We start from the raw sequence: 23742 nt of genomic DNA, 5'->3' as shown, positions 1-23742 counted from the left end.
ATGAGCCGCTATTTATTATTAAAAGACATCAGCGTACAAAACGCCAATGCCATTGCAGGCTTAACGTATGGTTTCCCTTCCATGACGAATTTTTTGGGATTTGCCCATGCTTTATCACGAAAATTATCTTCTGAATTAGCAATAACATTAGGTGGCGTAGCCGTTATCAGTCATGAAAATATGGTTCACGCAAGGCAACCTAAAGAGTGGGGGGATTATGTCTTTGCCTTAACGCGTAACCCATTAACTCAAAAAGGAACCACAGCTCCAATTAATGAAGAAGGTCGTATGAATATGACGATTTCTCTCTTAATTGAAGTGCACGGTTTGTTGGGTGGTGCCATGTATCAGGAAGATCAACTCGTCAATGAGGTTGAAAATCTAGTGCCTAAACTCAGAATTGCCGGAGGGCAAATAACACAAATTGGTTCTATATCACTGACCAATAAAGAGGAAGATAAAAAAGTATTGCGTCGTTTAATGCCCGGGTTTGTATTGTTAGACCGCAGTGAATATTTAACTGAACACGTTAAAAATATACATGAGCAAGGCGAGCAAATCTCAGTATTTGATGCGTGGTGTGATTTTTACAAAGTTAAATATCAAGCCACGCGCGTAGAAAGTGAGGCAGAAGATCAAGGCGAATTAAGTAATAAAGCCAAGTGGGAGTTTGTGAAGAAACCTCAAATGGGATACTTGGTGCCAATCATGTCAGGTTTTTGTGCTATATCGCCACTGTATGAGGCTGGAAAAGTTGACAATGTGCGAGATACGACCGTTCCTGTTGCGTTTACTGAGGCAGCCTATGGTGTTGGTGAATGGATGAGTCCGCACCGTTTAACAAACATAGATGATGCCATTTGGCGTTATGAGCATTGTGAACCTTGGTATGTCGCTAAAACAAAACCGTTTATAGATCCTATTATCGAACTCTTTATGGATGAGTTTGATGAAAATGCAGCAATGAAATTTTAAAAATAAATAGAGAGAATTAAAATGGCTAAAACAAACTTAAAAACACCGTCAGTCTTGGCGTTTGAAGCAAAACTACTTCCATCTGATGCATTAATGTTTGCGGGTAATTGGGAGAAACAAGAGTGGACACCAATTATGGTGGGTGAAAAAGCGGTACGCGGTACGATCTCAAACCGCTTAAAAACAGCAATGGCAAATGATCCAATAAAACTCGATGCAGAAGTATCAAAGGCTAATTTGCAAACCGTTGATATTGCAGCGTTAAATCATCAAGCGGATACATTAAAAGTGCAATTTACCTTGCGTGTATTAAGTGATTTACAAGTGCCATCGACCTGTAATAATCCTGAGTATCAGGCGGCATTAGCTGAGAAAATTGAGGCTTATAAGCAAGAAGAAGGCTTTACTGAATTAGCCAAACGTTATGCACAAAATATTGCTAATGGTCGTTTCTTGTGGCGTAACCGTGTTGGTGCTGAAAATGTGGTAGTAAAAGTAGCAGCAGAAGGAAAAGAATTTACCTTTAATAGTCATGATTTTAATTTACGTAGCTTTGATAATAATCCATCGGTGGATGAACTAGCCGAGATTATTCAAAAAGGGTTAGTTGAAAATCACTCGTTAATTAAAGTTGAAGCATTCACGCAGTTAGGTGAAGGCCAAGCTGTGTACCCATCACAAGAGCTAGTGATGGGTGGAGGTAAAGGGGATAAGAGTAAATTCTTGTATCAGCTAAATGGTCAAGCGGCAATGCACTCTCAAAAGATTGGTAACGCATTACGTACTATTGATACTTGGCACCCTGCTTTTGAAGAGGTTGGCCCAATTGCGGTTGAACCGTATGGCTCTGTAACCAACCGTGGTGCTGCTTACCGTCAACCAAAAGAAAATAATGACTTCTATAAGTTATTGGATGGTTGGATGTTAAAAGATAAACAACCAGAGAAAGAGCAACAGCATTACATTATGGCAATGCTTATTCGTGGTGGCGTATTTGGTGAATAGGGGTTGTCATGAAATTTTACTGTGATATTAAAGTATTACCCGATCCAGAAGCGTCAGAGCCTGTGCTTATTAGTAACTTAATGGCGAAGCTACATCGAACCTTGGTGGAACTGAAAGACAGTAATATTGGTATTAGCTTTCCTAATGTAGATAAAACGTTAGGAGATACTTTGCGTTTGCATGGTAATGAAAGCGATTTGAAGCAATTATTTGAGATAAATTGGCTGAAAGGCTTACGTGATTATTGCTCTCAAACATCAATTTTATTGGTTCCTGAGGGGTGTCAGTATCGCTGTGTAAAACGCAAACAAGCTAAAAGCGCTAATAATAAACGTAAGCGTTCTATTGCTAAAGGTTGGTTGAGTGAAGAAGAAGCGACATTGAAAATTGGCAATGAACAGCAAAAAATGTTGCGCTTACCCTTTGTTCAATTAAAGAGTACATCCACAGGGCAGGTGATGAAGTTATTCATTGAGCATGGTGGATTGCAAGATAAAGCCGTTGAAGGCCAGTTTAATCGCTATGGATTAAGCTCATCAACAACGGTTCCTTGGTTTTAACCAAAAAATTGCTCTTTAAAAACGAGTCAATAAAATCAGTAAGTTACAATAGGTAGTAAAAATTAGGTAAAAATGGATATTTTTGCTTATCTACTTGTTGTAACTTATTTTTGTGCTGATATTCTATTGTTCACTGCCGCACAGGCAGCTTAGAAACATCGGCTCGAATGGCATCAACGGAGTGGATCGTTCACTGCCGCACAGGCAGCTTAGAAATACTATTTCGCATCAAAAGATGTGGTTTTTAGGTTCACTGCCGCACAGGCAGCTTAGAAATCAAAGATAGACCAAGCTTCAGAGCTTTTCCAGTTCACTGCCGCACAGGCAGCTTAGAAAGACAGAGAAAACTAAAAACTTCATTTATCAACGTTCACTGCCGCACAGGCAGCTTAGAAATCATCATCGTTTTTTCGGTTAACGTTGTGAATGTTCACTGCCGCACAGGCAGCTTAGAAACATCGGTCGAAGATAGTTTTTTCTTTTTCAGTGTTCACTGCCGCACAGGCAGCTTAGAAATTTCTTGAAGATCTCACTAATTTCAAAACCAAGTTCACTGCCGCACAGGCAGCTTAGAAAGTTAAATGGGTAAAAAATTTGCGGTATGTGATGTTCACTGCCGCACAGGCAGCTTAGAAAAGCACAAGAAAAGACTAAAGAGATTAAAGAAAGTTCACTGCCGCACAGGCAGCTTAGAAAGCATAGAGGTGTGCGAAAAGTATTCCAGTACAGTTCACTGCCGCACAGGCAGCTTAGAAATGTGAAGATTGGTCGAAAAATCGAATCTGTGAGTTCACTGCCGCACAGGCAGCTTAGAAAAATAACTGGAGCTGCGCCCTCAACCCATACAGGTTCACTGCCGCACAGGCAGCTTAGAAAACTTACCGCCGTTTCTCAAAATCCCCTCGATGGTTCACTGCCGCACAGGCAGCTTAGAAATCATCAACCCATGAACTCTTATACCCTTCATAGTTCACTGCCGCACAGGCAGCTTAGAAATGTGTCGTGGTTTAACGGTGAGGGCGGCAGCTGTTCACTGCCGCACAGGCAGCTTAGAAAGCAAAGCCTTGCTTTGGTGGCAAAGGTTCAGAGTTCACTGCCGCACAGGCAGCTTAGAAAATCTCTTTACGTTACTCGTGATGTTGATGAATGTTCACTGCCGCACAGGCAGCTTAGAAATGATGCAATGTTGACTCAAGGTGAAACCGCAAGTTCACTGCCGCACAGGCAGCTTAGAAATAGCGCACTCTCAGGAACGCGAACGGCCCATAGTTCACTGCCGCACAGGCAGCTTAGAAATGAAGAAGTCGACTTAAGGGATGATCTTTTTGGTTCACTGCCGCACAGGCAGCTTAGAAAATCAGGGAACGTGGTAAACACTGGAGATATCGGTTCACTGCCGCACAGGCAGCTTAGAAATCAGATGACTTTTGCACCAGATCATAACTAACGTTCACTGCCGCACAGGCAGCTTAGAAATAGATCCAGACCCTTATGGGCACTTAAAATCAGTTCACTGCCGCACAGGCAGCTTAGAAATTGTGAGCTGGGTTATCTGCAACTCCGATATTGTTCACTGCCGCACAGGCAGCTTAGAAATGAGTTGATTGTTAGTTCCGGCGTTTTTCTTAGTTCACTGCCGCACAGGCAGCTTAGAAATTTAGAAATTCCGCCGTCTGAGCAGCTATATAGTTCACTGCCGCACAGGCAGCTTAGAAAATTATCAAGAATGCACAGAACCGGAGTACCTTGTTCACTGCCGCACAGGCAGCTTAGAAAAAACAGCGCGTGAAATGATTTTAAGTGCCCATGTTCACTGCCGCACAGGCAGCTTAGAAACTCCATTTGAACCGCAGTGACAATGCCGAGCGGTTCACTGCCGCACAGGCAGCTTAGAAAATCAATCTAATGAACGCTGCGCTTGGTATTTCGTTCACTGCCGCACAGGCAGCTTAGAAAGTAAGGGCGCTCACTTGATTGATCTCTTACTAGTTCACTGCCGCACAGGCAGCTTAGAAACACATAAGACCAGCCGTTGCTGCCACACCTCCGTTCACTGCCGCACAGGCAGCTTAGAAAAAGTGCGATCACAGAGTGAGATACATCATTCAGTTCACTGCCGCACAGGCAGCTTAGAAAAGCCATTGCAGCAACACCTTTTGTTCCTATGTGTTCACTGCCGCACAGGCAGCTTAGAAAATACTAAAAGGTGGAAGCAACGCCGCGAGTGGGTTCACTGCCGCACAGGCAGCTTAGAAAAACTATTAGAGAGATTAAGTGGTATTTATAATGTTCACTGCCGCACAGGCAGCTTAGAAAACCTATTGGACTCGATTATTTTTTTTAGTCACGTTCACTGCCGCACAGGCAGCTTAGAAATGCCCATGGCGTAGTGTCTGCTTCTTTTAGTAGTTCACTGCCGCACAGGCAGCTTAGAAATACTGAGAAAATGTAGTGTATTGCTCCGTTCCGTTCACTGCCGCACAGGCAGCTTAGAAAACTCAACCAGGTATAACTAAAAAACTACTTGAGTTCACTGCCGCACAGGCAGCTTAGAAAATACTGTCGAATCATCGCATTCATTAACCAGTGTTCACTGCCGCACAGGCAGCTTAGAAAGTTCTCAAAGAAAAACTTCGCTTTTTTAACAAGTTCACTGCCGCACAGGCAGCTTAGAAACTATTGCTATCTGTTCATGCCGCACTGTCTAAGTTCACTGCCGCACAGGCAGCTTAGAAAATCGGCCCCAAAGTCCTGAAGACGGACCGCACGTTCACTGCCGCACAGGCAGCTTAGAAAAACAACGTGGTCCAAGGTGATTTTACCAATGAGTTCACTGCCGCACAGGCAGCTTAGAAAAAGAAAATTAACACCCTGATTTACATTTGTTAGTTCACTGCCGCACAGGCAGCTTAGAAATACCTCAACCGGAGTGTTTACGCCTTGCACTTGTTCACTGCCGCACAGGCAGCTTAGAAACAACGCTCATGCAGTTGTTAAGCGAAGTAACCGTTCACTGCCGCACAGGCAGCTTAGAAATTTATTCAGGTAAATTCAATCGCGCCATAGACGTTCACTGCCGCACAGGCAGCTTAGAAAGTGAATTTAAAGATCTTCAAAAGACCGTTAAAGTTCACTGCCGCACAGGCAGCTTAGAAATTGATGTATTCCGATTTCTCAGAGTATGTGAAGTTCACTGCCGCACAGGCAGCTTAGAAATGATGGAAGCAGACTTAATTCGCTTTTATACAGTTCACTGCCGCACAGGCAGCTTAGAAAACCTGAAATACCAAGCGCAGCGTTCATTAGATGTTCACTGCCGCACAGGCAGCTTAGAAAGTTGCGAGAGTGACAGTAAATCGTGAGCTAATGTTCACTGCCGCACAGGCAGCTTAGAAAACTTGAAACACTTGCAAAAGCAACACGCGCAAGTTCACTGCCGCACAGGCAGCTTAGAAAAAACAATGCATTAGTACCCGGTGTTTATATTGGTTCACTGCCGCACAGGCAGCTTAGAAAATTTGGCGTAACATTAAATTTTTCAGTTACATGTTCACTGCCGCACAGGCAGCTTAGAAAATACCTCGCGAAAACTCTGGACACCACGCCGGGTTCACTGCCGCACAGGCAGCTTAGAAAAAACGGGCGCGGTCGTGGTTGTGGTGCGTGTCGTTCACTGCCGCACAGGCAGCTTAGAAAGTGACGAACCCGAATTGCCCACCAAGCACCCCGTTCACTGCCGCACAGGCAGCTTAGAAATTGTCTCCTGCAAAATTCACAACCTCTGATGCGTTCACTGCCGCACAGGCAGCTTAGAAAAGTGGTAGCCAATGAATAAGGCGCGATAGAGTGTTCACTGCCGCACAGGCAGCTTAGAAAAATGCGTAGTTTGATTAAACGCACCATTATTTGTTCACTGCCGCACAGGCAGCTTAGAAATAACATTTCAGCTTGAGCTTCTAACTCATCACGTTCACTGCCGCACAGGCAGCTTAGAAAACGGCAACGAAGCCGAAATTCAAAACCTACCAGTTCACTGCCGCACAGGCAGCTTAGAAAAAGAGTATCGAGCTGATGCATGGGTTGATATTGTTCACTGCCGCACAGGCAGCTTAGAAATCAACAATGGAATACATCAGTAGTAAACGACAGTTCACTGCCGCACAGGCAGCTTAGAAACTTACCTGCACCAGCTGGTATTTCCTGATAGTGTTCACTGCCGCACAGGCAGCTTAGAAATAACATTTCAGCTTGAGCTTCTAACTCATCACGTTCACTGCCGCACAGGCAGCTTAGAAAAAACCAAGAACTATCCCCTATCGATGAAACACGTTCACTGCCGCACAGGCAGCTTAGAAAAACCGCCGACGTTGTGCGGAATCACCGCTTCCGTTCACTGCCGCACAGGCAGCTTAGAAATGGAGATAAGCTTCCACTTCCAGTGTGTAAGGGTTCACTGCCGCACAGGCAGCTTAGAAAAATTGTGGAGAGCTTTTTCTTCTAAGGTTAAAGTTCACTGCCGCACAGGCAGCTTAGAAAAATTCCATTTGATAGGCTTGGAGTTCAATTACGTTCACTGCCGCACAGGCAGCTTAGAAATCTTCGCGCTGAAGCTATCGACGAAGCGTTACGTTCACTGCCGCACAGGCAGCTTAGAAAATCCAACGCTTTACTTCTTCTGGCTTATCTAAGTTCACTGCCGCACAGGCAGCTTAGAAAATCCAGCGTCTACTTTGGTTTCTTTCTCAATCGTTCACTGCCGCACAGGCAGCTTAGAAAACGGGTACGCCAGGTTCATAAGGTAAGTCACGGTTCACTGCCGCACAGGCAGCTTAGAAAAGTACGCGCCATTTGGTAGGAAAATTCTTGCTGTTCACTGCCGCACAGGCAGCTTAGAAAAGCTCGAATGCTTGAATAATTAACTTGCGTTAGTTCACTGCCGCACAGGCAGCTTAGAAATCCAGAACTACCGCCTCCAGTATCTCCTCCTCGTTCACTGCCGCACAGGCAGCTTAGAAACCCAATGTTTATATCCTAATATTCAGCATTATGTTCACTGCCGCACAGGCAGCTTAGAAAACCGCCCGCAACCAATACACCAACGCCGCCACGTTCACTGCCGCACAGGCAGCTTAGAAATAATGATGAGCAACAAGTGGAAGCGGCTTAATGTTCACTGCCGCACAGGCAGCTTAGAAATGCTTAGGGTATGAAAACGCTTCAGGAGTTTTGTTCACTGCCGCACAGGCAGCTTAGAAATTGAATATCACCTACTATCCTAACCCCAACATGTTCACTGCCGCACAGGCAGCTTAGAAATACGCGTTTTAATGCTAAATAACCTTTACCAAGTTCACTGCCGCACAGGCAGCTTAGAAACATAACGAACATACGACCGTCATTTATTACATGTTCACTGCCGCACAGGCAGCTTAGAAAGTAAGCACCTTTGTGTTTTACGTCACCGTTTTGTTCACTGCCGCACAGGCAGCTTAGAAATTTAAACGTATTTCATGGGGTCGAGCCTATCAGTTCACTGCCGCACAGGCAGCTTAGAAAACAACGACTCCAGCTAGAGCAGTCCGCCAATAGTTCACTGCCGCACAGGCAGCTTAGAAATTGAAGCGAATATTGAGCTGATATCAAAGTCGGTTCACTGCCGCACAGGCAGCTTAGAAAAGGATGATTGTCGTGCGCGTTATAGAGCTCTCGTTCACTGCCGCACAGGCAGCTTAGAAAACGGCTTAACTCTCGCTCCTCCCATTTGGTTAGTTCACTGCCGCACAGGCAGCTTAGAAAAGAAACGTACAGCTTTAAATGTGAAGCATATTGTTCACTGCCGCACAGGCAGCTTAGAAAACAGCCTTTGATAATGCAAAGAATGTCTTTCCGTTCACTGCCGCACAGGCAGCTTAGAAATGATACGGTCATTATCCAGCGTATCGCTAAACGTTCACTGCCGCACAGGCAGCTTAGAAATGCACGAATGCCATAAACCGAACTGCTGAACGGTTCACTGCCGCACAGGCAGCTTAGAAAAAAAGGTGAATGGGTTGCAGTAACATCAGTAAGTTCACTGCCGCACAGGCAGCTTAGAAAGCAGAACGAAGCACAAGCAACGACAAAAGCAAGTTCACTGCCGCACAGGCAGCTTAGAAAAATAGCTCTAGCGTCATTGCCTGATATGTTTTGTTCACTGCCGCACAGGCAGCTTAGAAAATACAGAATAAAAGAGTTAACAGGTTTTGACGGTTCACTGCCGCACAGGGAGCTTAGAAAGTAATCAGAAAACCCAATAGCTTGATCGTGTAGTTCACTGCCGCACAGGCAGCTTAGAAAAAACGTAGTCCATCAACCAAGTGATTATCAAGGTTCACTGCCGCACAGGCAGCTTAGAAAGAAATTTGCTCTTTTGTATAAGTACGCTCATTGTTCACTGCCGCACAGGCAGCTTAGAAAATTACCGCCTGTTCTAATTGTGATCATCGGCTGTTCACTGCCGCACAGGCAGCTTAGAAAACGGCTCGTTGTTCCAGTTCGACGCGCGAGAAGTTCACTGCCGCACAGGCAGCGTATTTGTATCTAAAAGCACCTCTTTGAACGCAATAAACCTTACATTAAGTACGCCTTTACAATCTTTACTTTTTTATTCTGGTGAATACGAATCGTTTTCATTATAGTGGCTTTTAAATACGAACAATTATCACTTGAGTGTAAAGAAGATGAAAAAAAATATCGCTATAATGTTATTTGGTTTACTGGTTTCTGCATCAAGTTATGCTGAAACTATTACCGTTTCTCACCAATTAGGTAAAACAACGCTTGAAACAAAACCTCAACGTGTTGTTGTTATCGGAACGGGAACTTTAGACGCCATTGACTATTTTGGTATCAAACCAGTAGCGGTTACTCAAGCAACCACAATGCCTCCATATCTATTAAAATATAAAGCAAAAGAGTTTGCTTCTTCTGGTAGTTTAAGTGAGCCAGACTTTGAAACCATTTATATGCAAAAACCGGATGTGATCATTATTGGTTCTCGTGCAGTTAAAGCGTATAAAGAGTTATCTGAAATCGCACCAACAATCGTATTTACTGCGGATTCAAAAAGCTATTGGCAGAGTACACAGCAACAATGGCGTATGCTAGGTAATGTATTTGAAATTCAAGATAAAGTTGAAGAGAAAATAGCGAGTGTAGATGCAGAGTTTAAAGCGATTGCTGAGCACAACAAAGAAAACAAAATTGCGGCACTAACAGTAATGAGTGCTGGTGGTAATATCACGACGTTTGGTGCTCACTCACGCTTTTCTTCTATTTATAAAGATTTCGGATTTCAAGAAGCGGTTGACGGAATTAAAGAATCTCGCCATGGCGATTTAGTTTCGTATGAATTTATTCGTGACGTAAACCCATCAAACCTTCTTATTGTTGATAAAGATAAGTTAATTAACAAAGATAAAAGTCGCACACGTGAAGAGTTTGCTAACCCATTAGTGAAAGCTACCGATGCTTATAAGAACGACAGTTTAACTTATCTTGATATTAATGCATGGTATTTAGCTATTGCTGGTGTTACCGCAACAGACCAAATGATTGCTGATGTAAAACAGTCTATTCATCTTTAAGTTTGATCATTATTTATTTTTAATTCCACTGTAGAGCGTGCTATTTCTTTGAGATAGCACGCTTTGTGCAGGCTGAGGTTAGCTTTGAAAAAGTTATTGCTTGTTCTTATTGTGTTGAGCTTTGCTTCGGTATTTATCGGTGTGGCTGACTTATCTTTGTCCGCTATTTTTCGAGGAGATACAGAAGCTCTAGAACTCCTTGTTGTCAGTCGTCTCCCACGTTTATTGGCTATTTTATTATCTGGTGCTGGCCTGAGTATTGCAGGCTTAATCATGCAACAGATCAGCCAAAACCGATTTGCAGCCCCATCAACTTCTGGCACCATCGAGTGTGCAATGTTGGGTTATGTCTTGAGCTTAGTGATCTTTGGGCATGGCGATAACTTATTGCTAATTTTTGCAATGGCGATTGGCGGCACACTTCTTTTTATTCAATTCATTCATCGTATTCAATTTAAAAATGCTATCTATGTGCCATTAATTGGTATTATTTTTGGTAACGTTGTCTCTTCTGCAGCAACGTTCGTGGCTTATAAATATGATGCAGTACAGAACCTTTCGGCATGGACGGTCGCGAATTTCGCCAATATTCTGCAAGGTAACTATGAGTTGCTATATATTGCGGTGCCAATTTCTGTGATCAGCTATTGGTACGCGACTCGCTTATCTGCGGTTGGCATGGGGAAAGATTTTGCGACCAATATTGGGTTGAAGTACAAGAAAATTCTATTTTTAGGCATTATTTTAGTCTCTGTTATGTCAGCAACGGTAGTGATGATTGTTGGTCAATTGCCTTTTCTTGGTTTAATCGTACCAAACTTAGTTGCTCAGTTTTATGGTGATAACTTACGCAGAAACATCCCTCTAACGGCGATTGTTGGCGCGATATTAATTCTTGTGTGTGACGTTGTAGGACGTGTGATTATTTTCCCTTATGAAATCCCAATCTCTATGATCATTAGTATTCTTGGTGGAATGGTGTTTATTTTCTTTATCGTTAAAGGTAAGCAGAATGTCTGATTCAATTAAACTAACGGCATTGGCTTTCATAACCGTTTTATTCACCTTTTTGTTTATTGGTATTGGGCTTGATGCCTCCAATTATGAATACTTTCTATCGCGTCGTGTGCCTAAAGTCTTAGCGATGATCTTAGCCAGTATTGCGATTGCACAGTCATCTTTGGTATTTCAAACCATTACACATAACCGTATTTTAACGCCAAGTATTATGGGGTTTGATGCCTTGTATTTGCTTACTCAAGTATTGGTTGTGGTTATTTTTGGCAGCTTTAGTGTTTTCTTATTAAACCCTTTTGTAAACTTTGCTATGTCAGTGGTGATAATGGTCGGGTTTTCTCTGTTGTTATTTGGTTTTTATTTTAAAAAGAACAACAGTAATGTGATTACTTTATTATTGCTTGGTGTGATCTTTGGTCAGCTTTTTTCAAACGTATCTTCATCTTTTATGATGCTGATTGACCCAAACGACTTTGCTTCGATCCAATCAAGTATGTTTGCTAGTTTTAATAATATTAACAAAGACTTAGTTTATTTTTGTGTTGTCCCATTATTGCTAATTAGTGCTGTGCTATTTCGGATGTCGAACGTGCTTGATGTATTCTGGCTTGATAACGATAACGCGACCAGTCTAGGCGTTGATGTGGGTAAAATAACCAAGCAGGTGCTTATTTTAGTGGCTATCTTAATTTCAGTATCTACTGCGTTAGTTGGCCCTGTGATGTTCTTTGGTTTATTAGTGGCGAATTTAGCAAAAGAGTTTTTCCATACCTATCGTCACCGAACTTTGCTACTGGGAAGCAGCTTAATGGCGATGTCGATGCTGCTTTCAGGGCAATGGGCAATTGAGAATATCTTTAAGTTTGAAACGACATTAAGCGTAGTGATTAATTTTATCGGTGGTTTGTACTTCTTATCGCTGTTAGTTAGACAAAAAATTCAATAGAGAAACGTATGATTTCATTATCTCAACTATCAAAATCATTTGGTCAGCAAAAAGTGGTTGATCAAGCTTCTGCTTCTTTTATTAAAGGTGAAGTGACGTCGATCATTGGGCCTAATGGTGCAGGTAAAAGTACCGTGTTGTCTATGGCAAGCCGTTTATTAACCAAAGACAGTGGCAGTGTGCTCATTGAAAACCAAGAAGTGGTGGATTGGGACACAAAAGCGTTAGCAAAAAAATTAGCAGTACTTCGACAATCAAATAATTTAAACATGCGCTTTACGGTGCGTGAGCTTGTTGCTTTTGGTCGTTTTCCTTATAGCCAAGGTAAGCTAACAAAGCACGATAATGAAGTGATGGATAAGGCAATTCGCTATTTAGATCTTGAGCCTATTCAGAATAAATATTTAGACCAATTAAGTGGCGGCCAGCGTCAATTGGCATTCATTGCCATGGTGGTTGCACAAGATACGGACTATGTCTTTTTAGATGAGCCGTTAAATAACTTAGATATTAAACATTCATTACAGATCATGAAAAACATTAAAACGCTGGCTCATGAACTAGGTAAAGCGGTTGTTATTGTTATTCACGATATTAACTTCGCATCATGTTATTCAGACAATATTGTGGCGCTTAAAAAAGGCAAGGTGGTAGCCAATGGCACCGTTGCTGAAGTGATCAGAAAAGACGTATTATCAGAAATATACGAAACTGAATTTGATATCCATGAAGTTAATGGCCAACGTATTTGTATGTATTACGGACAATAAAGGATTAAGTTATGAGTAATAAACCCTCACCACGAGTATTGACTGTTTTAAAGAGTGTGCAATTTACTTCTAATATGCAGCGTATTACGTTTAAAGCGGATGACTTGTCTGATTTTACGATGGAAACAGAAGGAGGCTACATTAAGCTTCTGTTTAATGAAAATGGCGGAACCGATCTTTCTGAAATAGCAGAAGGGGCTCGTCCAATGATGCGCACTTATACTGTGCGTAATTTGAGAAAAGAGCAGAATGAACTGGATGTGGATTTTGTTCGCCATCACCATGCGAATACAGTGATGAGTGCTGAAACCGGCGGCTTTGCTTCGGCTTGGGCTCAAAATGCCGTTAGTGGTGATACGATCTCAATTGCAGGTCCAGGAAGTATTAAAGGGCTTAATCATAATGCGGATTGGTTCTTTCTAGTGGCAGATATGACAGCGTTACCTGCTTTGTCTGCGAAACTTGAAGTACTCCCTACGACAGCGGTAGGGTATGCCGTTATTGAAATTAACCATCAATCAGATAAACAGGCTTTAGTTAAACCACAAGGCATTGAGTTAGTGTGGGTACTTAAATCGGATGATCAAGATTTAACAGAGACAGTTCGAGCGCAAGAGTGGAAAGCGGGTCGAGTTTCGGCTTGGAGTGCGTGTGAGTTTAATCAAATGAGAGCGCTTCGTACGTATTTCCGTAACGAAAAAGAAATAGATAAAGACGATCTTTATATCAGTAGTTATTGGAAAGAGGGTTGTACTGAAGATGGACATAAAGTAGCGAAGCATGAAGATCAACTCGCTGAGGGCTAATTTCTTGCAGAAAATCCGTGATTAATTTTGTGTGATACGGCACATTTCTTTTGATAGATTGCTCTTATACTGAAGATAATCTGATAGAAAAGGAAGTGCCAATGCTAAATGAAAACCATGCTTTTATCTTAGATTTTCCAGAGCTTAAATTAGACATTGTTCATCTAAATCATGATGATCCTGCATTCAAAGCTGAACTTCAAAAATATCATAAATTGGATTATGACATTCGACAGTTAGAGATTTCTGGTAGCCCAATTGATGATGAGAATATGAATACACTTAAGCATCAGCGTATGGCATTAAAAGACATCCTGTATAAGCAGTTGATTAAGCACCATGAGATGGTGAGTAACTAATCATCATTTAATTATTCAGTAACAACGAACGAATAGCCACAAAAAAGCCGACGTATAAACCGTCGGCTTTCTTATATCATTTTACTATCACGATAATTACGCTTTGATAAGTAAACTTGCTTCTTGCTTGGCTTTTTTTGTTTTCACTTGAGCCAATATAACACCAGAGATGACCATTACTCCTCCCATCAAATGATAGATCTCAATCTTCTCACCTAATAAAACGGCCGCAAGAGAAACTGCGACGACAGGCATTAAATTCATGAACATGGCGCTAGATTCAGCACCAATCACATCAATCGCTTTTACCCACATCCAAGGTGCAGCAATAGAGGCAGCAATAGAGGCATACATAATTAGAGGGATAGAATCTTTTGTTGGTAATAAATTGTCACTGGTTAGCCATAGTGGTGTTAGCATGGCAACGGCAAAGATACCTTGCATGTAAATCATTTGCCAGTTAGTGATTGGCATTTTCCAACGCTTCAGTAATACACAATAGGCAGCATAAGTGATTGCCGCGATTACGATTAAGCCATCACCTTGGGTTATTGGTTGATGCATAAAGAAGGTCATATCACCATGGCCTAACATGAATGTTAAGCCTACTAACGAAATCACAGCGCCAACAATGCTTACTGCTGAGATGCGTTTTCCTAGCAATGGAACACTAAGAAAAACACTGATTAGGGGCACTAAAGAAATAATTAACGACATATTCGAAGCGGTGGTGGTTAACCCTGCGTAGTAACCTAATGATTGATTTATCACCATGCCAAGCAAGGCTAATAATGCGAGTTTAGCTAAATAAGGTCGAATAATATGGCGTGTTCTAATGACCGAAGGCAAACAAAATGGAGTCAATAAAAGCATCGCAAATGCCCAACGATAAAAACTCATCGCACTTGGCTCGATAGCGGAAGCCGCCATCTTATTGATAATTGAATTGCCGCCCCAAATAAGTACGGTGAATAGCGGTAATAGATAATACATGTGATCTGCATCTCGTTAGGGGTTAAGGAGATGCAGTTTGACAGCTACAATTAATTATATATATCTCTAATCGGACACTTTGATTTAGTGGAAAGACATTATGCTACTAAACCAGATCACGGCTACATTTTGTGTTTCATTCCTGCCATTACTTTTTTCACCGGCGCTTTAAATTGCTCTTTATCACCATTGGCAAAATTTAGGGTGACATCAATAAACTCTTCTTCTTTTAGTGGGCCTGTTAATTCAAAAAGCATAATGTGTAATCCACCCGGTTTTAGCTCGGTGTCTGCATTTTTTTTAATGGTCATTGATTCGACTTGACGCATTTTCATCATACCATCTGTTTTTATTACGGTATGAAGCTCAACTTTATTTGCGGCTGAGGTAGTGGCAGATACCAGTGTTTGATCGTTATCGCCGCCATTTTTTATGATCATGAAAATCGCGCTATTTACCGCATTGGGTGGCGTTGCACGTGCGTATGGATTTTCAATGATTAAATTGCTTTGAGCAAAAGCGCTAGCGCTAAGTAAAAGGGCACTTAGAGCAAAGGTGGTTTTTTTCATCGGATATTCCTTTAAGAAGTAATGGTCCCTTAGGGACACGAGTTATTTTTATTGTGAAAGAGATAGCATCGCTCTCACTATTGGATCAGGTGTTACGCTATGAGGCACTTTGGTGATTAATGTTCCATCTGGTTTTAAAAAGTAAAAATAAGAGGAGTGATCAATCGTATACTCTAATGCAGAGTTTTTGAGTTCGGTTTTATGGAAGGTGACGTCGTAACGCTCAGCTAACATATTGACCGTTTGCAATGAACCAGAGCTGCCTTCTATCTTTTTATGAAAGTAATGTGCGTATTCAGCAGCGTGCTCTGGTGAGTCTCTTTGTGGATCAAGCGTGATAAAAACAGGACGAAATTGAGATAATGTGGTGTCGTCTAGTTGGTTGAATGCGCCTGAGAGCATGGCTAATGAGGTCGGGCAAACATCAGGACAATGAGTAAAGCCAAAATAGACAATGCGAATACGTGGATCGTTCAGATCAAACAGAGTAATGGCATTATTGCTTTCACCATAAAGAGACACATCGTCAGTGACGTTTGCTAAGTAGAGCTGTTTTAATGTAAACCCTGAAAATACGATCGCGATAATGAGTAAGAATTTTTTCATTGCTGAGCCTTTAATGAAATAGTGACGTCTAAATTTCCATCAGTCAGGGTTCCTGTCCACATCATGGTATCTTGAGTACAAATAGGTAATAGGATCTCGCCTTCAAACGTATTGTCGTTGGTTTTGGTGAGTTGAAAAATAGGATCCCCCATTTCCATATCAACCGCTTGGAGAGAAATAAGGAGCTTTTCTGAGTGTGTATTTGGCCATTTAACAGTAATAGAGCTAGGTTCTAAAGGCGTAAGAATGTCTTTTTGGAGACGAATATCAACCCCATGTTGTGTGCAAGTCTGGCTGGACAGTTGGCAAGTATCTTCAATCGCAATGCTTGACTTCATTTGGTTTTTGACAATATTCGTCATGTCAGAGAAAAAGAAGCCGATAAGCAATAAGGCAGCAACAAATAATATGTTGAATACAATAGAAAGTATTTTCATACAGACAGCCAGCCATTCAGGAAAAAGTGCGCAAATGGTAGCATAATGATTATATGGAATAGAATACTAGTTGCGGTAGTGTGAGCTTAGTTAACTTGTCTGAGCCAAGAGGTTGTAATTATGAGTAAAAAACGTTGTGATTGGGCAGAGGTTTCTGATTTAGATAGGGATTATCATGACAATGAATGGGGTGTACCAGTTTATTCTGATGATGAATTATTTGAGTATTTAACTTTAGAAGGTGCGCAAGCTGGATTAAGCTGGTCGACTATTTTAAAAAAGCGAGAAGGGTATCGTCTTCTATTTGATCAATTTGATATTGAAAAAATCAGTCAATACGATCAAGACAAAGTAGAAGCCTTAATGTTGGATGCACGAATTATACGCAACCGACTTAAAATTAACTCTACAATTACTAACGCTCATGCTTTTATTGGCATACAAAAAGAGTTCGGCAGTTTTTCTCATTATCTATGGGGTTATGTCAATAAAACACCGATCAACAATCATTGGCAAAGTATGTCTGAGGTGCCTGCAACAACGGAGCTATCAGATAAGCTAAGTAAAGATTTAAAGAAACGTGGTTTTAAGTTTGTTGGTTCAACTATTTGCTATGCCTTTTTGCAAGCAACTGGGGTTGTTAATGATCATTTGGTTAGTTGCCCTTGTTATAATAAACAACAGTAAGGAAAAGTAATGAATAAGAAATCATTGCCTGATGTAGAAGAAAACATTATCGAAACCGTGGATGTTGACGGAACGTATCAAGAAGAGTTACGTAATAAAAAGGAACGTCGAAATTACCCTTCTAAGTCTGTTCTATATGAGAGACGGTTTAAACAAGATCGTCGTCATAAAGATAAGATAGACATCAAAATTTAAATCTTATATTTACTTAATGAGCGTGAACCATGTCACATTTTGTATTTTTTGGAAATAGTTGTAAATTTTCTCAATTTTAATGCTTTCAGACCAGAAAATTGCTTGTACTCGCTACAAAATAGGAGGATTATCCGACATTCCTATTCACTTGTATCAAAATGTTTCTATTATGAACCAGTTCGACTCTTTATTACCGCCACAAATGGCTGAACGCGCTGCTGAAGTTGGCGTAGCAAAAGCAACTAAAGACCCATTCAAATCATTTTTATTAGCGATCACTGCTGGTATTCACATCGGTATTGCTTTTATTTTTTATACCACAGTAACGACGGGTGCTGAGTCAATGCCTTGGGGTATGTCTCATTTTATTGGGGGCCTTGCCTTTAGTCTTGGTCTTATTTTGGTTGTCGTTACTGGTGGTGAACTATTTACGAGTTCAGTATTAACATTGGTTGCCCGTGCAAGTGGTAAAATTAGCTGGAAAAACCTGTGTGCTAACTGGGCTGTTGTTTATGTTGGTAACTTTATTGGTGCTATGCTACTGGTTGGTATCATGCTAGTTGCAAAGCAATACATGAATGATGGTGGCGCGGTTGGTATTAATACCATGAAGATTGCTCAGCATAAACTTCATCACGGCTTTTGGCAGGCGATTGCGCTAGGTCTTATGTGTAATGTTTTAGTGTGTGTTGGTGTGTGGATGACATTCTCTGGCCGTACATTAACAGATAAGATCTTAGTGATGATCCTTCCGGTTGCTATGTTTGTTTCTGCGGGCTTTGAGCACTGTATTGCAAACATGTTCCAAATTCCAATGGCTGTCGGTATTAAAACATTTGCATCTCCTGAGTTCTGGGCGGCAAGTGGTTATTCTGCGTTAGATTTTGCTGACTTAACATTAAGTAATTTTGTTATTAATAACCTTATCCCGGTGACGATTGGTAACATCATTGGTGGTGGTATTTTTGTTGGTATGGGTTACTGGATCATCTATCTACGTGAGCCAAACAATCATTAATTTGATGCGTTAAATTGCTTATGTAAATTTTAGATAGATATTAGATAAAGAAAAGGAGCGTATTGAACGCTCCTTTTTTGTGCCTGTTACTCAGTAGTTTTAACTAGTTACTTATCTTGATCCTAAAGAACATCGCATAAAAGAGTGGGATAACCACTAATGTCAGTATGGTTGCGAACAACAAACCAAACATAATAGTCACTGCCATGCTTTTAAAGAATGGGTCGATAAGTAGGGGAGCAACACCAAGTATGGTTGTTAGTGCTCCGAGTAATACTGGTCTTGCACGACTTAATGAGGCATCAATAATTGCATTATAAGGGGGCTTACCATTTGCTACTTCGACATCCGCTTGGTCAACAAGTACGATAGCATTTTTTACCATCATACCAATAAGACTTAAGAACCCAAGTATTGCCATAAACTCAAACGGTGTTTGGAATATGACTAATCCTATTGATACACCAATGATCGCAAGTGGTGCTGTTAACCAAATAACCAACGGTTGACGTAGCGCGTTGAACATGAAAATAACCGCTAAGATCATCGCTGCAAAACCATAAGGTGCAGAGGTAACTAATCCTTCATTGGCGTCTTTAGAGGCTTTATATTCCCCGTACCAAATTAACTCATACCCTGATGGCAGTTCGATAGCTTCAATTTTGTCTCTTACTTGTTTAAAGGCATCTGCTGTCAGTACGCCCGGAGCTGGGTCCGCTTGTACTAAAATTGTCGGCATTCTATCAATACGGCGTAGAATGGCATCTTCCCAAACTAAGTTTGATGATTCAATCAGCTGGCTTACTGAGATAAAGCTGCCAGTTGTCGGGCTAAAGACCTCTGTATTTTCTATCGCACGTTGATGATTACGCTCTGTTTCTGGTGAGCGAGCCACAATTGGAATTAAGTCATTACCTTCACGATAAACGCCAACGTTTCGTCCAGATAATGTTTGAGCGATGGCTTTATTTATCTCTTGTGTGGTTAATCCAAATTGTTGTGCTTTTTCTTCTGAAAACTGAGGGCGCAACACTGGCACTTGTTGACGCCAATCGTCTTGCACAGCAATCAATTGTGGGTCATTAAGCATAATTGCTTTTGCTTGCTCTGCTAATTGGCGCAGTACATGGCTATCTGGGCCTTTAAATCCGGCTTCAATTTTCTTACCGCCGCCGCGACCTAGCATGAATTTCCATACTTTAATCGATGCATTGGTGTATTTTGTATCCAACTCGGTTTGAAGTTCAACCAACAACGGAGCAATGTTTTTATAGTCATCAATATCAATCAGTAGCTGACCATAACTTGGGTTACGCGCTTCTGGTGAGTAAGTCAACATGAAGCGTAAGCCGCCACCGCCGACAAAACTAGTGATATTGGTGATGCCTTGTTTTTGTTTTACATCTTGCTCTATGGCCGCAATAGTTTGCTCTGTGCGTTTAATGTCTGAACCTTGTGGTAAATAAACATCAACCACAAACTGAGCACGTTGAGACTCTGGCATAAAGCCCGGTGGAATATAACGAACACCATAAATAGAAGTAAATAAAACAACCAGTAAAAGACCTACGCTAATACCGCGATGCGCTAATACCCACGTTAACAATTGACGGTATTGTTGACTAATACGGCTTGGTGGCGCTTGGTTATCGATTGGTTTTACGGTTAGAAAATCGTGGCATAGCATTGGTGTGATGGTAATCGCAAATACCCAACTTAATAGCATTGAGTATAAAATCACCCAAAATAGAGACCCTGCGTATTCGCCCATGTCTGATGGAGAAAGACCGATAGCACTGAAGGCACAAATACCTACAACCGTGCCGCCTAGAAGGGGCCACTTAGTCGCATTAACGATATCTGAAACAATCTTCTCACGGCTGTCATTTGGTGTGGTTTGTAAACGCACTAAAATACCGTCAGTGACCACAATCGCATTGTCTACTAGCATACCCAATGCGATGATCAAGGCACCCAGAGAGATCCTTTGCATTGCGATGTCTTGGATTAACATGATGCATAACGTACCTGCAACCGTCAGTAATAAAACAAAGCCAATGATGATGCCTGAGCGTAGCCCCATAAACAGCAGTAATACGATAAATACAATCACAACAGCGGCAATGAGGTTATCAATAAAGTTAGTTACTGATGCTCGAACCGAATCCGATTGCATAGAGATAACGTTAAGCTCTATCCCTAATGGACGTTGACCTTCTAGCTCTGCAATACGCGCTTTTACGGCATCACCCATATCAACCACGTTACCGCCTGATACGTTTGAAATACCAAAACCGACGGCGCGCTCACCATTGTAACGAACCAGCATAGACGTCGGTTCTTGGTAGCCACGAGTAACCGTTGCAATATCACCTAAACGAAGGACGGTATGATTATTCCCAAGGCTTACTTGCAGGTTATTTAAGTCATCAATTGAGTTAATTCCTGAATTTGGGATCACAGGAATACGCATGGCATCCGTTTCAATACTTCCGGCAACCGTTACGATGTTTTGCTTTTGTAGCACCTGATACACTTTTTCTGCAGACACGCCAAATTGCGCCATGCGCTCGCTCGACATTTCAACGAAAATAGTTTCTTGGCGTTCGCCTAGTGTTGCTGTTTTTGCAACACCAGGGACAAGCACAAGTTCGCGACGCAAATCATCCACATAATCTTGCAGTTGTTTGTCACTAAAGCCTTCGCCTGTTACGGCAAAAAATAGCGAGTACACATCAGAAAAGTCATCATTAACAATCGATGCGCTTGCCCCCGGTGGTAATAGGCGTTGTGCATCCCCAATTTTACGGCGCAGTTTATCCCACACTTGTTGCAAAGCGGCTTGGCCTTGAGCAAATTCAAGTTTGATTTCAACCGTAACTTCAGACATGCCTTGTTTAGAGACGGATTTCACTTCTTTTACTTCTTGAAGTGATTGAACGGCACCTTCAATAATGTCGGTTACTTCATCAGAGACTTCTTGAGCGGTTGCGCCAGAATAAGGGGTGTTGATGACTGCTTGGCGAATGACAAATTCAGGATCTTCAAAACGACCTAGCTTTAAATAGCTTAAGTAACCACCAAATAAGATCAGAGTGATGAGCACCCACACTGAGGTACGCTTAGTAATGGTATAACGTGCAATGTCCATTTCTATTCCCCGTGACTCAGTGCTGATTGTTCAGAATAGGGTTTTACTATCATGTCGGTTTTAATGCTGGTGACACCGGCAATGATAACGCGCTCACTCATTTGCAAACCTTGAGTAATAACCACTCGGTTTGCCAATAATTCACCGCTATTAACCGCGCGTTGCTGTACTTGGTTTTGAGCATCAACCACCCATACAAATTGTCCGCCTTTATTATCAGGAACGATAGCGGTTAAAGGCACGGTAATAAGTGTGTTTTCGTCTGCTGAATCTTTTGGATACACAGGCGTTACTTTTACTGTCATGCCAGGTAATACATTAAAGCCGCTTAATTCTTTAAACGTTAGTACTACTGGGTAGGTTTGAGTTATTGGATCCGCTTGGGTGCCATAAGTACTTAACACAAGAGGGAAGCGCTCATTAGGTACTGCGCTAATTTGAGCTATCGCTTCTGAGCCTTTTAATTCACCTAACATGACACTGTCTGGAATATTGATAAGCACTTCTAAGTTATCAAGATCATGAATGGTGAATACTGGGCTATTAGCTTGTATTTGCATATGATTGTCGATCATCTTACGGCCAACAATGCCATCAAAAGGGGCGGTTAATCGGGTGTACTCTAATTGACGTTTTGCCTCTTCTAGTCGATTTTTAGCTAGGTTATAGCGAGTGCTTAGTGTGTCTAAATCACTTTTAGCAATGGCTTGGCTTTTTTCATAAATCGCTTTGCCACGGTTGTATTCTGCTTGGCTATTTTTATATTCAACGCGGGCTGACTCTAGTGCTGTTTTTACATCACGAGGATCTAATTGCGCCAGTAATTGTCCTTTTGTTACCTGTTGGCCTTCTTCTACAAGCACGTTAATAACACGTCCATTCATTCTAAAAGCCAAATCAGCACGCTCGGCAGATCGTACAACACCGTTAAAACGTAATTGCGCATTAATACTTGGGCGAACTACTTCAATAAGTGCGGGGCGAATAGTGTCGACTTTTGTTGCTTCTAATTGTGTATCGTTTGAATCACACCCAGAAATCATGAGTGTGCCAATCGCAAGGCTTACAGCCAATACGGTTTTCTTCATTAACATAACAGTCGAAATACGTGAGCTCATTGACTCATTCCTCATGAAAAGAGTGGTTGGTTGAAGATAAAATAGTCGAGAAAATCATTTTTTAATTACAAAGTTAACTCGTAAATTTATTTTATGTGTAAAGTTTCATAAAGTAAACTCGCGAGTGTACATTTTTATTTTGAACGAGTAGAATGGCCTAAATTTAGTGATGGAGGGACTATGAAAAAACTGACACGCTCACAGCAAAAGCACCTTGATATTATCAATGCGGCGAAAGAAGAATTTATTGAGAATGGTTTCCTTGCTGCGAATATGGATAGAATTACCTCATCGGCTGAAGTGTCTAAGCGTACCCTTTATCGTCATTTTGAAAGTAAAGAAGTGTTATTTGAATCGGTATTAACGATTATTAATGACTCAGTTAATGAAAATGTTTCTTATCTATTTGATAAAGAGAAAAGTACCGAAGAGCAATTGAATGATATCGCTTATAAAGAGATAGAAATACTTTATCAAACCTATGGTATTTCTCTTGCTCGTACCATCGTAATGGAATTTTTACGCCAGCCGGATATGGCTAAACATTTAATTAAAAATATTTACAGTATTCGAGCGATAACGCAGTGGTTTAATGCGGCTATTGAGGCTGGTCGATTAAAGAATGTCGATTCCAAATTAATGACGGATGTGTATGTGAGTTTGTTTCAAGGGCTGCTATTTTGGCCGCAGGTAATGAATTTAGATACTGAACCGACAAGCGACGCGGTGAAGAGTAAGGTGGATACCGTAACGTCTATTTTTATTCAATCTTATGGCATTAACTAAGTGTTTCCAATTTAGAGGAACCACGAAACAGATAGCCAATAAAAATGGCGGTGAAGATAAGGCGTATTCCCTTTTCTTTCACCGCCATTTTTGTCTCTATAGTTTGTTCAAAAATACGT

At 41.4% G+C, this 23742-nt stretch carries 19 protein-coding genes and 1 CRISPR repeat array; of the genes, 13 read left to right on the top strand and 6 right to left on the bottom strand.

All coding sequences use genetic code 11. From position 1 onward, the window contains the following. The 9 genes from csy2 (at position 1) to PVK62_RS04300 (ending at position 14063) form a co-directional block, all read left to right on the top strand. The gene (gene csy2, locus PVK62_RS04340) at positions 1 to 975 is read left to right on the top strand and encodes a type I-F CRISPR-associated protein Csy2 (RefSeq protein ID WP_274443006.1); all 975 of its coding nucleotides are present in this window, start codon (positions 1 to 3) and stop codon (positions 973 to 975) included. Between the two features lie 21 nt (positions 976 to 996). Beyond that, entirely contained in the window at positions 997 to 1980 is a 984-nt protein-coding gene (gene csy3 / locus PVK62_RS04335; protein ID WP_274443005.1) for a type I-F CRISPR-associated protein Csy3, read from the top strand. A gap of 8 nt (positions 1981 to 1988) precedes the next feature. After that, complete coding sequence (cas6f, locus tag PVK62_RS04330) at positions 1989 to 2540, top strand: type I-F CRISPR-associated endoribonuclease Cas6/Csy4 (RefSeq protein WP_274443004.1); 552 nt, start codon at positions 1989 to 1991, stop codon at positions 2538 to 2540. A gap of 128 nt (positions 2541 to 2668) precedes the next feature. Beyond that, positions 2669 to 9116: a CRISPR direct-repeat array (repeat unit 28 nt; unit sequence GTTCACTGCCGCACAGGCAGCTTAGAAA). Between the two features lie 143 nt (positions 9117 to 9259). Next, a complete protein-coding gene (locus PVK62_RS04325; protein ID WP_274443003.1) occupies positions 9260 to 10165 on the top strand; it encodes a siderophore ABC transporter substrate-binding protein in 906 nt (301 codons plus the stop codon). Between the two features lie 84 nt (positions 10166 to 10249). Beyond that, the gene (gene vctD, locus PVK62_RS04320) at positions 10250 to 11185 is read left to right on the top strand and encodes an iron chelate uptake ABC transporter permease subunit VctD (protein WP_274443002.1); all 936 of its coding nucleotides are present in this window, start codon (positions 10250 to 10252) and stop codon (positions 11183 to 11185) included. Next, a complete protein-coding gene (locus PVK62_RS04315) occupies positions 11178 to 12128 on the top strand; it encodes an iron chelate uptake ABC transporter family permease subunit (RefSeq protein WP_274443001.1) in 951 nt (316 codons plus the stop codon). The genes vctD and PVK62_RS04315 overlap by 8 nt, the downstream gene beginning before the upstream one ends. A gap of 8 nt (positions 12129 to 12136) precedes the next feature. Then, positions 12137 to 12898, top strand: a complete 762-nt coding sequence (gene vctC, locus PVK62_RS04310) for an iron chelate ABC transporter ATP-binding protein VctC (protein WP_274443000.1) — start codon at positions 12137 to 12139, stop codon at positions 12896 to 12898. Between the two features lie 11 nt (positions 12899 to 12909). Further along, positions 12910 to 13704 (top strand): siderophore-interacting protein, encoded by a 795-nt coding sequence (locus PVK62_RS04305; RefSeq protein WP_274442999.1) that lies wholly within the window; start codon positions 12910 to 12912, stop codon positions 13702 to 13704. 101 nt (positions 13705 to 13805) lie between these two features. Then, positions 13806 to 14063, top strand: coding sequence for a YdcH family protein (locus PVK62_RS04300; protein ID WP_274442998.1), 258 nt, complete (start codon positions 13806 to 13808; stop codon positions 14061 to 14063). Positions 14064 to 14159: 96 nt separating this feature from the next. Here the strand turns inward: PVK62_RS04300 and PVK62_RS04295 are convergent, their stop codons facing one another. From PVK62_RS04295 to PVK62_RS04280, 4 genes are all read right to left on the bottom strand, one after another. After that, positions 14160 to 15056 (bottom strand): DMT family transporter, encoded by an 897-nt coding sequence (locus PVK62_RS04295; protein ID WP_274442997.1) that lies wholly within the window; start codon positions 15054 to 15056, stop codon positions 14160 to 14162. 122 nt (positions 15057 to 15178) lie between these two features. After that, on the bottom strand, positions 15179 to 15625 hold the full coding sequence (locus PVK62_RS04290; RefSeq protein WP_274442996.1) for a copper chaperone PCu(A)C: 447 nt from the start codon (positions 15623 to 15625) through the stop codon (positions 15179 to 15181). Positions 15626 to 15673: 48 nt separating this feature from the next. Further along, on the bottom strand, positions 15674 to 16231 hold the full coding sequence (locus PVK62_RS04285) for an SCO family protein (protein ID WP_274442995.1): 558 nt from the start codon (positions 16229 to 16231) through the stop codon (positions 15674 to 15676). Then, a complete protein-coding gene (locus tag PVK62_RS04280) occupies positions 16228 to 16668 on the bottom strand; it encodes a hypothetical protein (RefSeq protein ID WP_274442994.1) in 441 nt (146 codons plus the stop codon). Before PVK62_RS04280 ends, PVK62_RS04285 begins: the two co-directional genes overlap by 4 nt. A 120-nt stretch (positions 16669 to 16788) precedes the next feature. Between PVK62_RS04280 and PVK62_RS04275 the strand changes: the two genes are divergently transcribed. The 3 genes from PVK62_RS04275 (at position 16789) to focA (ending at position 18568) form a co-directional block, all read left to right on the top strand. Further along, positions 16789 to 17355, top strand: a complete 567-nt coding sequence (locus PVK62_RS04275; RefSeq protein ID WP_274442993.1) for a DNA-3-methyladenine glycosylase I — start codon at positions 16789 to 16791, stop codon at positions 17353 to 17355. Between the two features lie 9 nt (positions 17356 to 17364). Then, positions 17365 to 17550 carry a hypothetical protein gene (locus tag PVK62_RS04270; RefSeq protein ID WP_274442992.1) on the top strand — a complete coding sequence of 62 codons (186 nt, stop codon included), beginning with the start codon at positions 17365 to 17367 and terminating at the stop codon, positions 17548 to 17550. 169 nt (positions 17551 to 17719) lie between these two features. Beyond that, on the top strand, positions 17720 to 18568 hold the full coding sequence (gene focA / locus PVK62_RS04265; protein ID WP_151653897.1) for a formate transporter FocA: 849 nt from the start codon (positions 17720 to 17722) through the stop codon (positions 18566 to 18568). Positions 18569 to 18671: 103 nt separating this feature from the next. On the opposite strand, the gene PVK62_RS04260 is transcribed toward focA, so the two are convergent. Together PVK62_RS04260 and PVK62_RS04255 are read right to left on the bottom strand one after the other, a co-directional pair. Then, the gene (locus PVK62_RS04260; RefSeq protein ID WP_274442991.1) at positions 18672 to 21719 is read right to left on the bottom strand and encodes an efflux RND transporter permease subunit; all 3048 of its coding nucleotides are present in this window, start codon (positions 21717 to 21719) and stop codon (positions 18672 to 18674) included. A gap of 2 nt (positions 21720 to 21721) precedes the next feature. Further along, positions 21722 to 22837, bottom strand: coding sequence for an efflux RND transporter periplasmic adaptor subunit (locus PVK62_RS04255; RefSeq protein ID WP_274442990.1), 1116 nt, complete (start codon positions 22835 to 22837; stop codon positions 21722 to 21724). Positions 22838 to 23017: 180 nt separating this feature from the next. Between PVK62_RS04255 and PVK62_RS04250 the strand changes: the two genes are divergently transcribed. Continuing rightward, positions 23018 to 23623, top strand: coding sequence for a TetR/AcrR family transcriptional regulator (locus tag PVK62_RS04250; protein WP_274442989.1), 606 nt, complete (start codon positions 23018 to 23020; stop codon positions 23621 to 23623). Positions 23624 to 23742 lie beyond the last annotated feature (119 nt).

It is taken from the genome of Aliivibrio sp. S3MY1 (assembly GCF_028765575.1).
In the GTDB taxonomy this organism is placed as follows: Bacteria; Pseudomonadota; Gammaproteobacteria; order Enterobacterales; family Vibrionaceae; genus Aliivibrio.
Note: the sequence above shows the minus strand (reverse complement) of the source record. Positions and strands in the feature narration are given on the sequence as shown.

Excerpts from the sequence above, each read along its gene's own strand:
- PVK62_RS04315 (WP_274443001.1), top strand. The coding sequence starts at position 11,178 with ATGTCTGATTCAATTAAACTAACGGCATTGGCTTTCATAACCGTTTTA.
- focA (WP_151653897.1), top strand. The coding sequence starts at position 17,720 with ATGAACCAGTTCGACTCTTTATTACCGCCACAAATGGCTGAACGCGCT.
- PVK62_RS04295 (WP_274442997.1), bottom strand. The coding sequence starts at position 15,056 with ATGTATTATCTATTACCGCTATTCACCGTACTTATTTGGGGCGGCAAT.
- PVK62_RS04270 (WP_274442992.1), top strand. The coding sequence starts at position 17,365 with ATGAATAAGAAATCATTGCCTGATGTAGAAGAAAACATTATCGAAACC.
- vctC (WP_274443000.1), top strand. The coding sequence starts at position 12,137 with ATGATTTCATTATCTCAACTATCAAAATCATTTGGTCAGCAAAAAGTG.
- PVK62_RS04275 (WP_274442993.1), top strand. The coding sequence starts at position 16,789 with ATGAGTAAAAAACGTTGTGATTGGGCAGAGGTTTCTGATTTAGATAGG.
- PVK62_RS04250 (WP_274442989.1), top strand. The coding sequence starts at position 23,018 with ATGAAAAAACTGACACGCTCACAGCAAAAGCACCTTGATATTATCAAT.
- PVK62_RS04260 (WP_274442991.1), bottom strand. The coding sequence starts at position 21,719 with ATGGACATTGCACGTTATACCATTACTAAGCGTACCTCAGTGTGGGTG.
- PVK62_RS04300 (WP_274442998.1), top strand. The coding sequence starts at position 13,806 with ATGCTAAATGAAAACCATGCTTTTATCTTAGATTTTCCAGAGCTTAAA.
- PVK62_RS04255 (WP_274442990.1), bottom strand. The coding sequence starts at position 22,837 with ATGAGCTCACGTATTTCGACTGTTATGTTAATGAAGAAAACCGTATTG.
- PVK62_RS04285 (WP_274442995.1), bottom strand. The coding sequence starts at position 16,231 with ATGAAAAAATTCTTACTCATTATCGCGATCGTATTTTCAGGGTTTACA.
- PVK62_RS04290 (WP_274442996.1), bottom strand. The coding sequence starts at position 15,625 with ATGAAAAAAACCACCTTTGCTCTAAGTGCCCTTTTACTTAGCGCTAGC.
- PVK62_RS04325 (WP_274443003.1), top strand. The coding sequence starts at position 9,260 with ATGAAAAAAAATATCGCTATAATGTTATTTGGTTTACTGGTTTCTGCA.
- cas6f (WP_274443004.1), top strand. The coding sequence starts at position 1,989 with ATGAAATTTTACTGTGATATTAAAGTATTACCCGATCCAGAAGCGTCA.
- PVK62_RS04305 (WP_274442999.1), top strand. The coding sequence starts at position 12,910 with ATGAGTAATAAACCCTCACCACGAGTATTGACTGTTTTAAAGAGTGTG.
- PVK62_RS04280 (WP_274442994.1), bottom strand. The coding sequence starts at position 16,668 with ATGAAAATACTTTCTATTGTATTCAACATATTATTTGTTGCTGCCTTA.
- csy2 (WP_274443006.1), top strand. The coding sequence starts at position 1 with ATGAGCCGCTATTTATTATTAAAAGACATCAGCGTACAAAACGCCAAT.
- csy3 (WP_274443005.1), top strand. The coding sequence starts at position 997 with ATGGCTAAAACAAACTTAAAAACACCGTCAGTCTTGGCGTTTGAAGCA.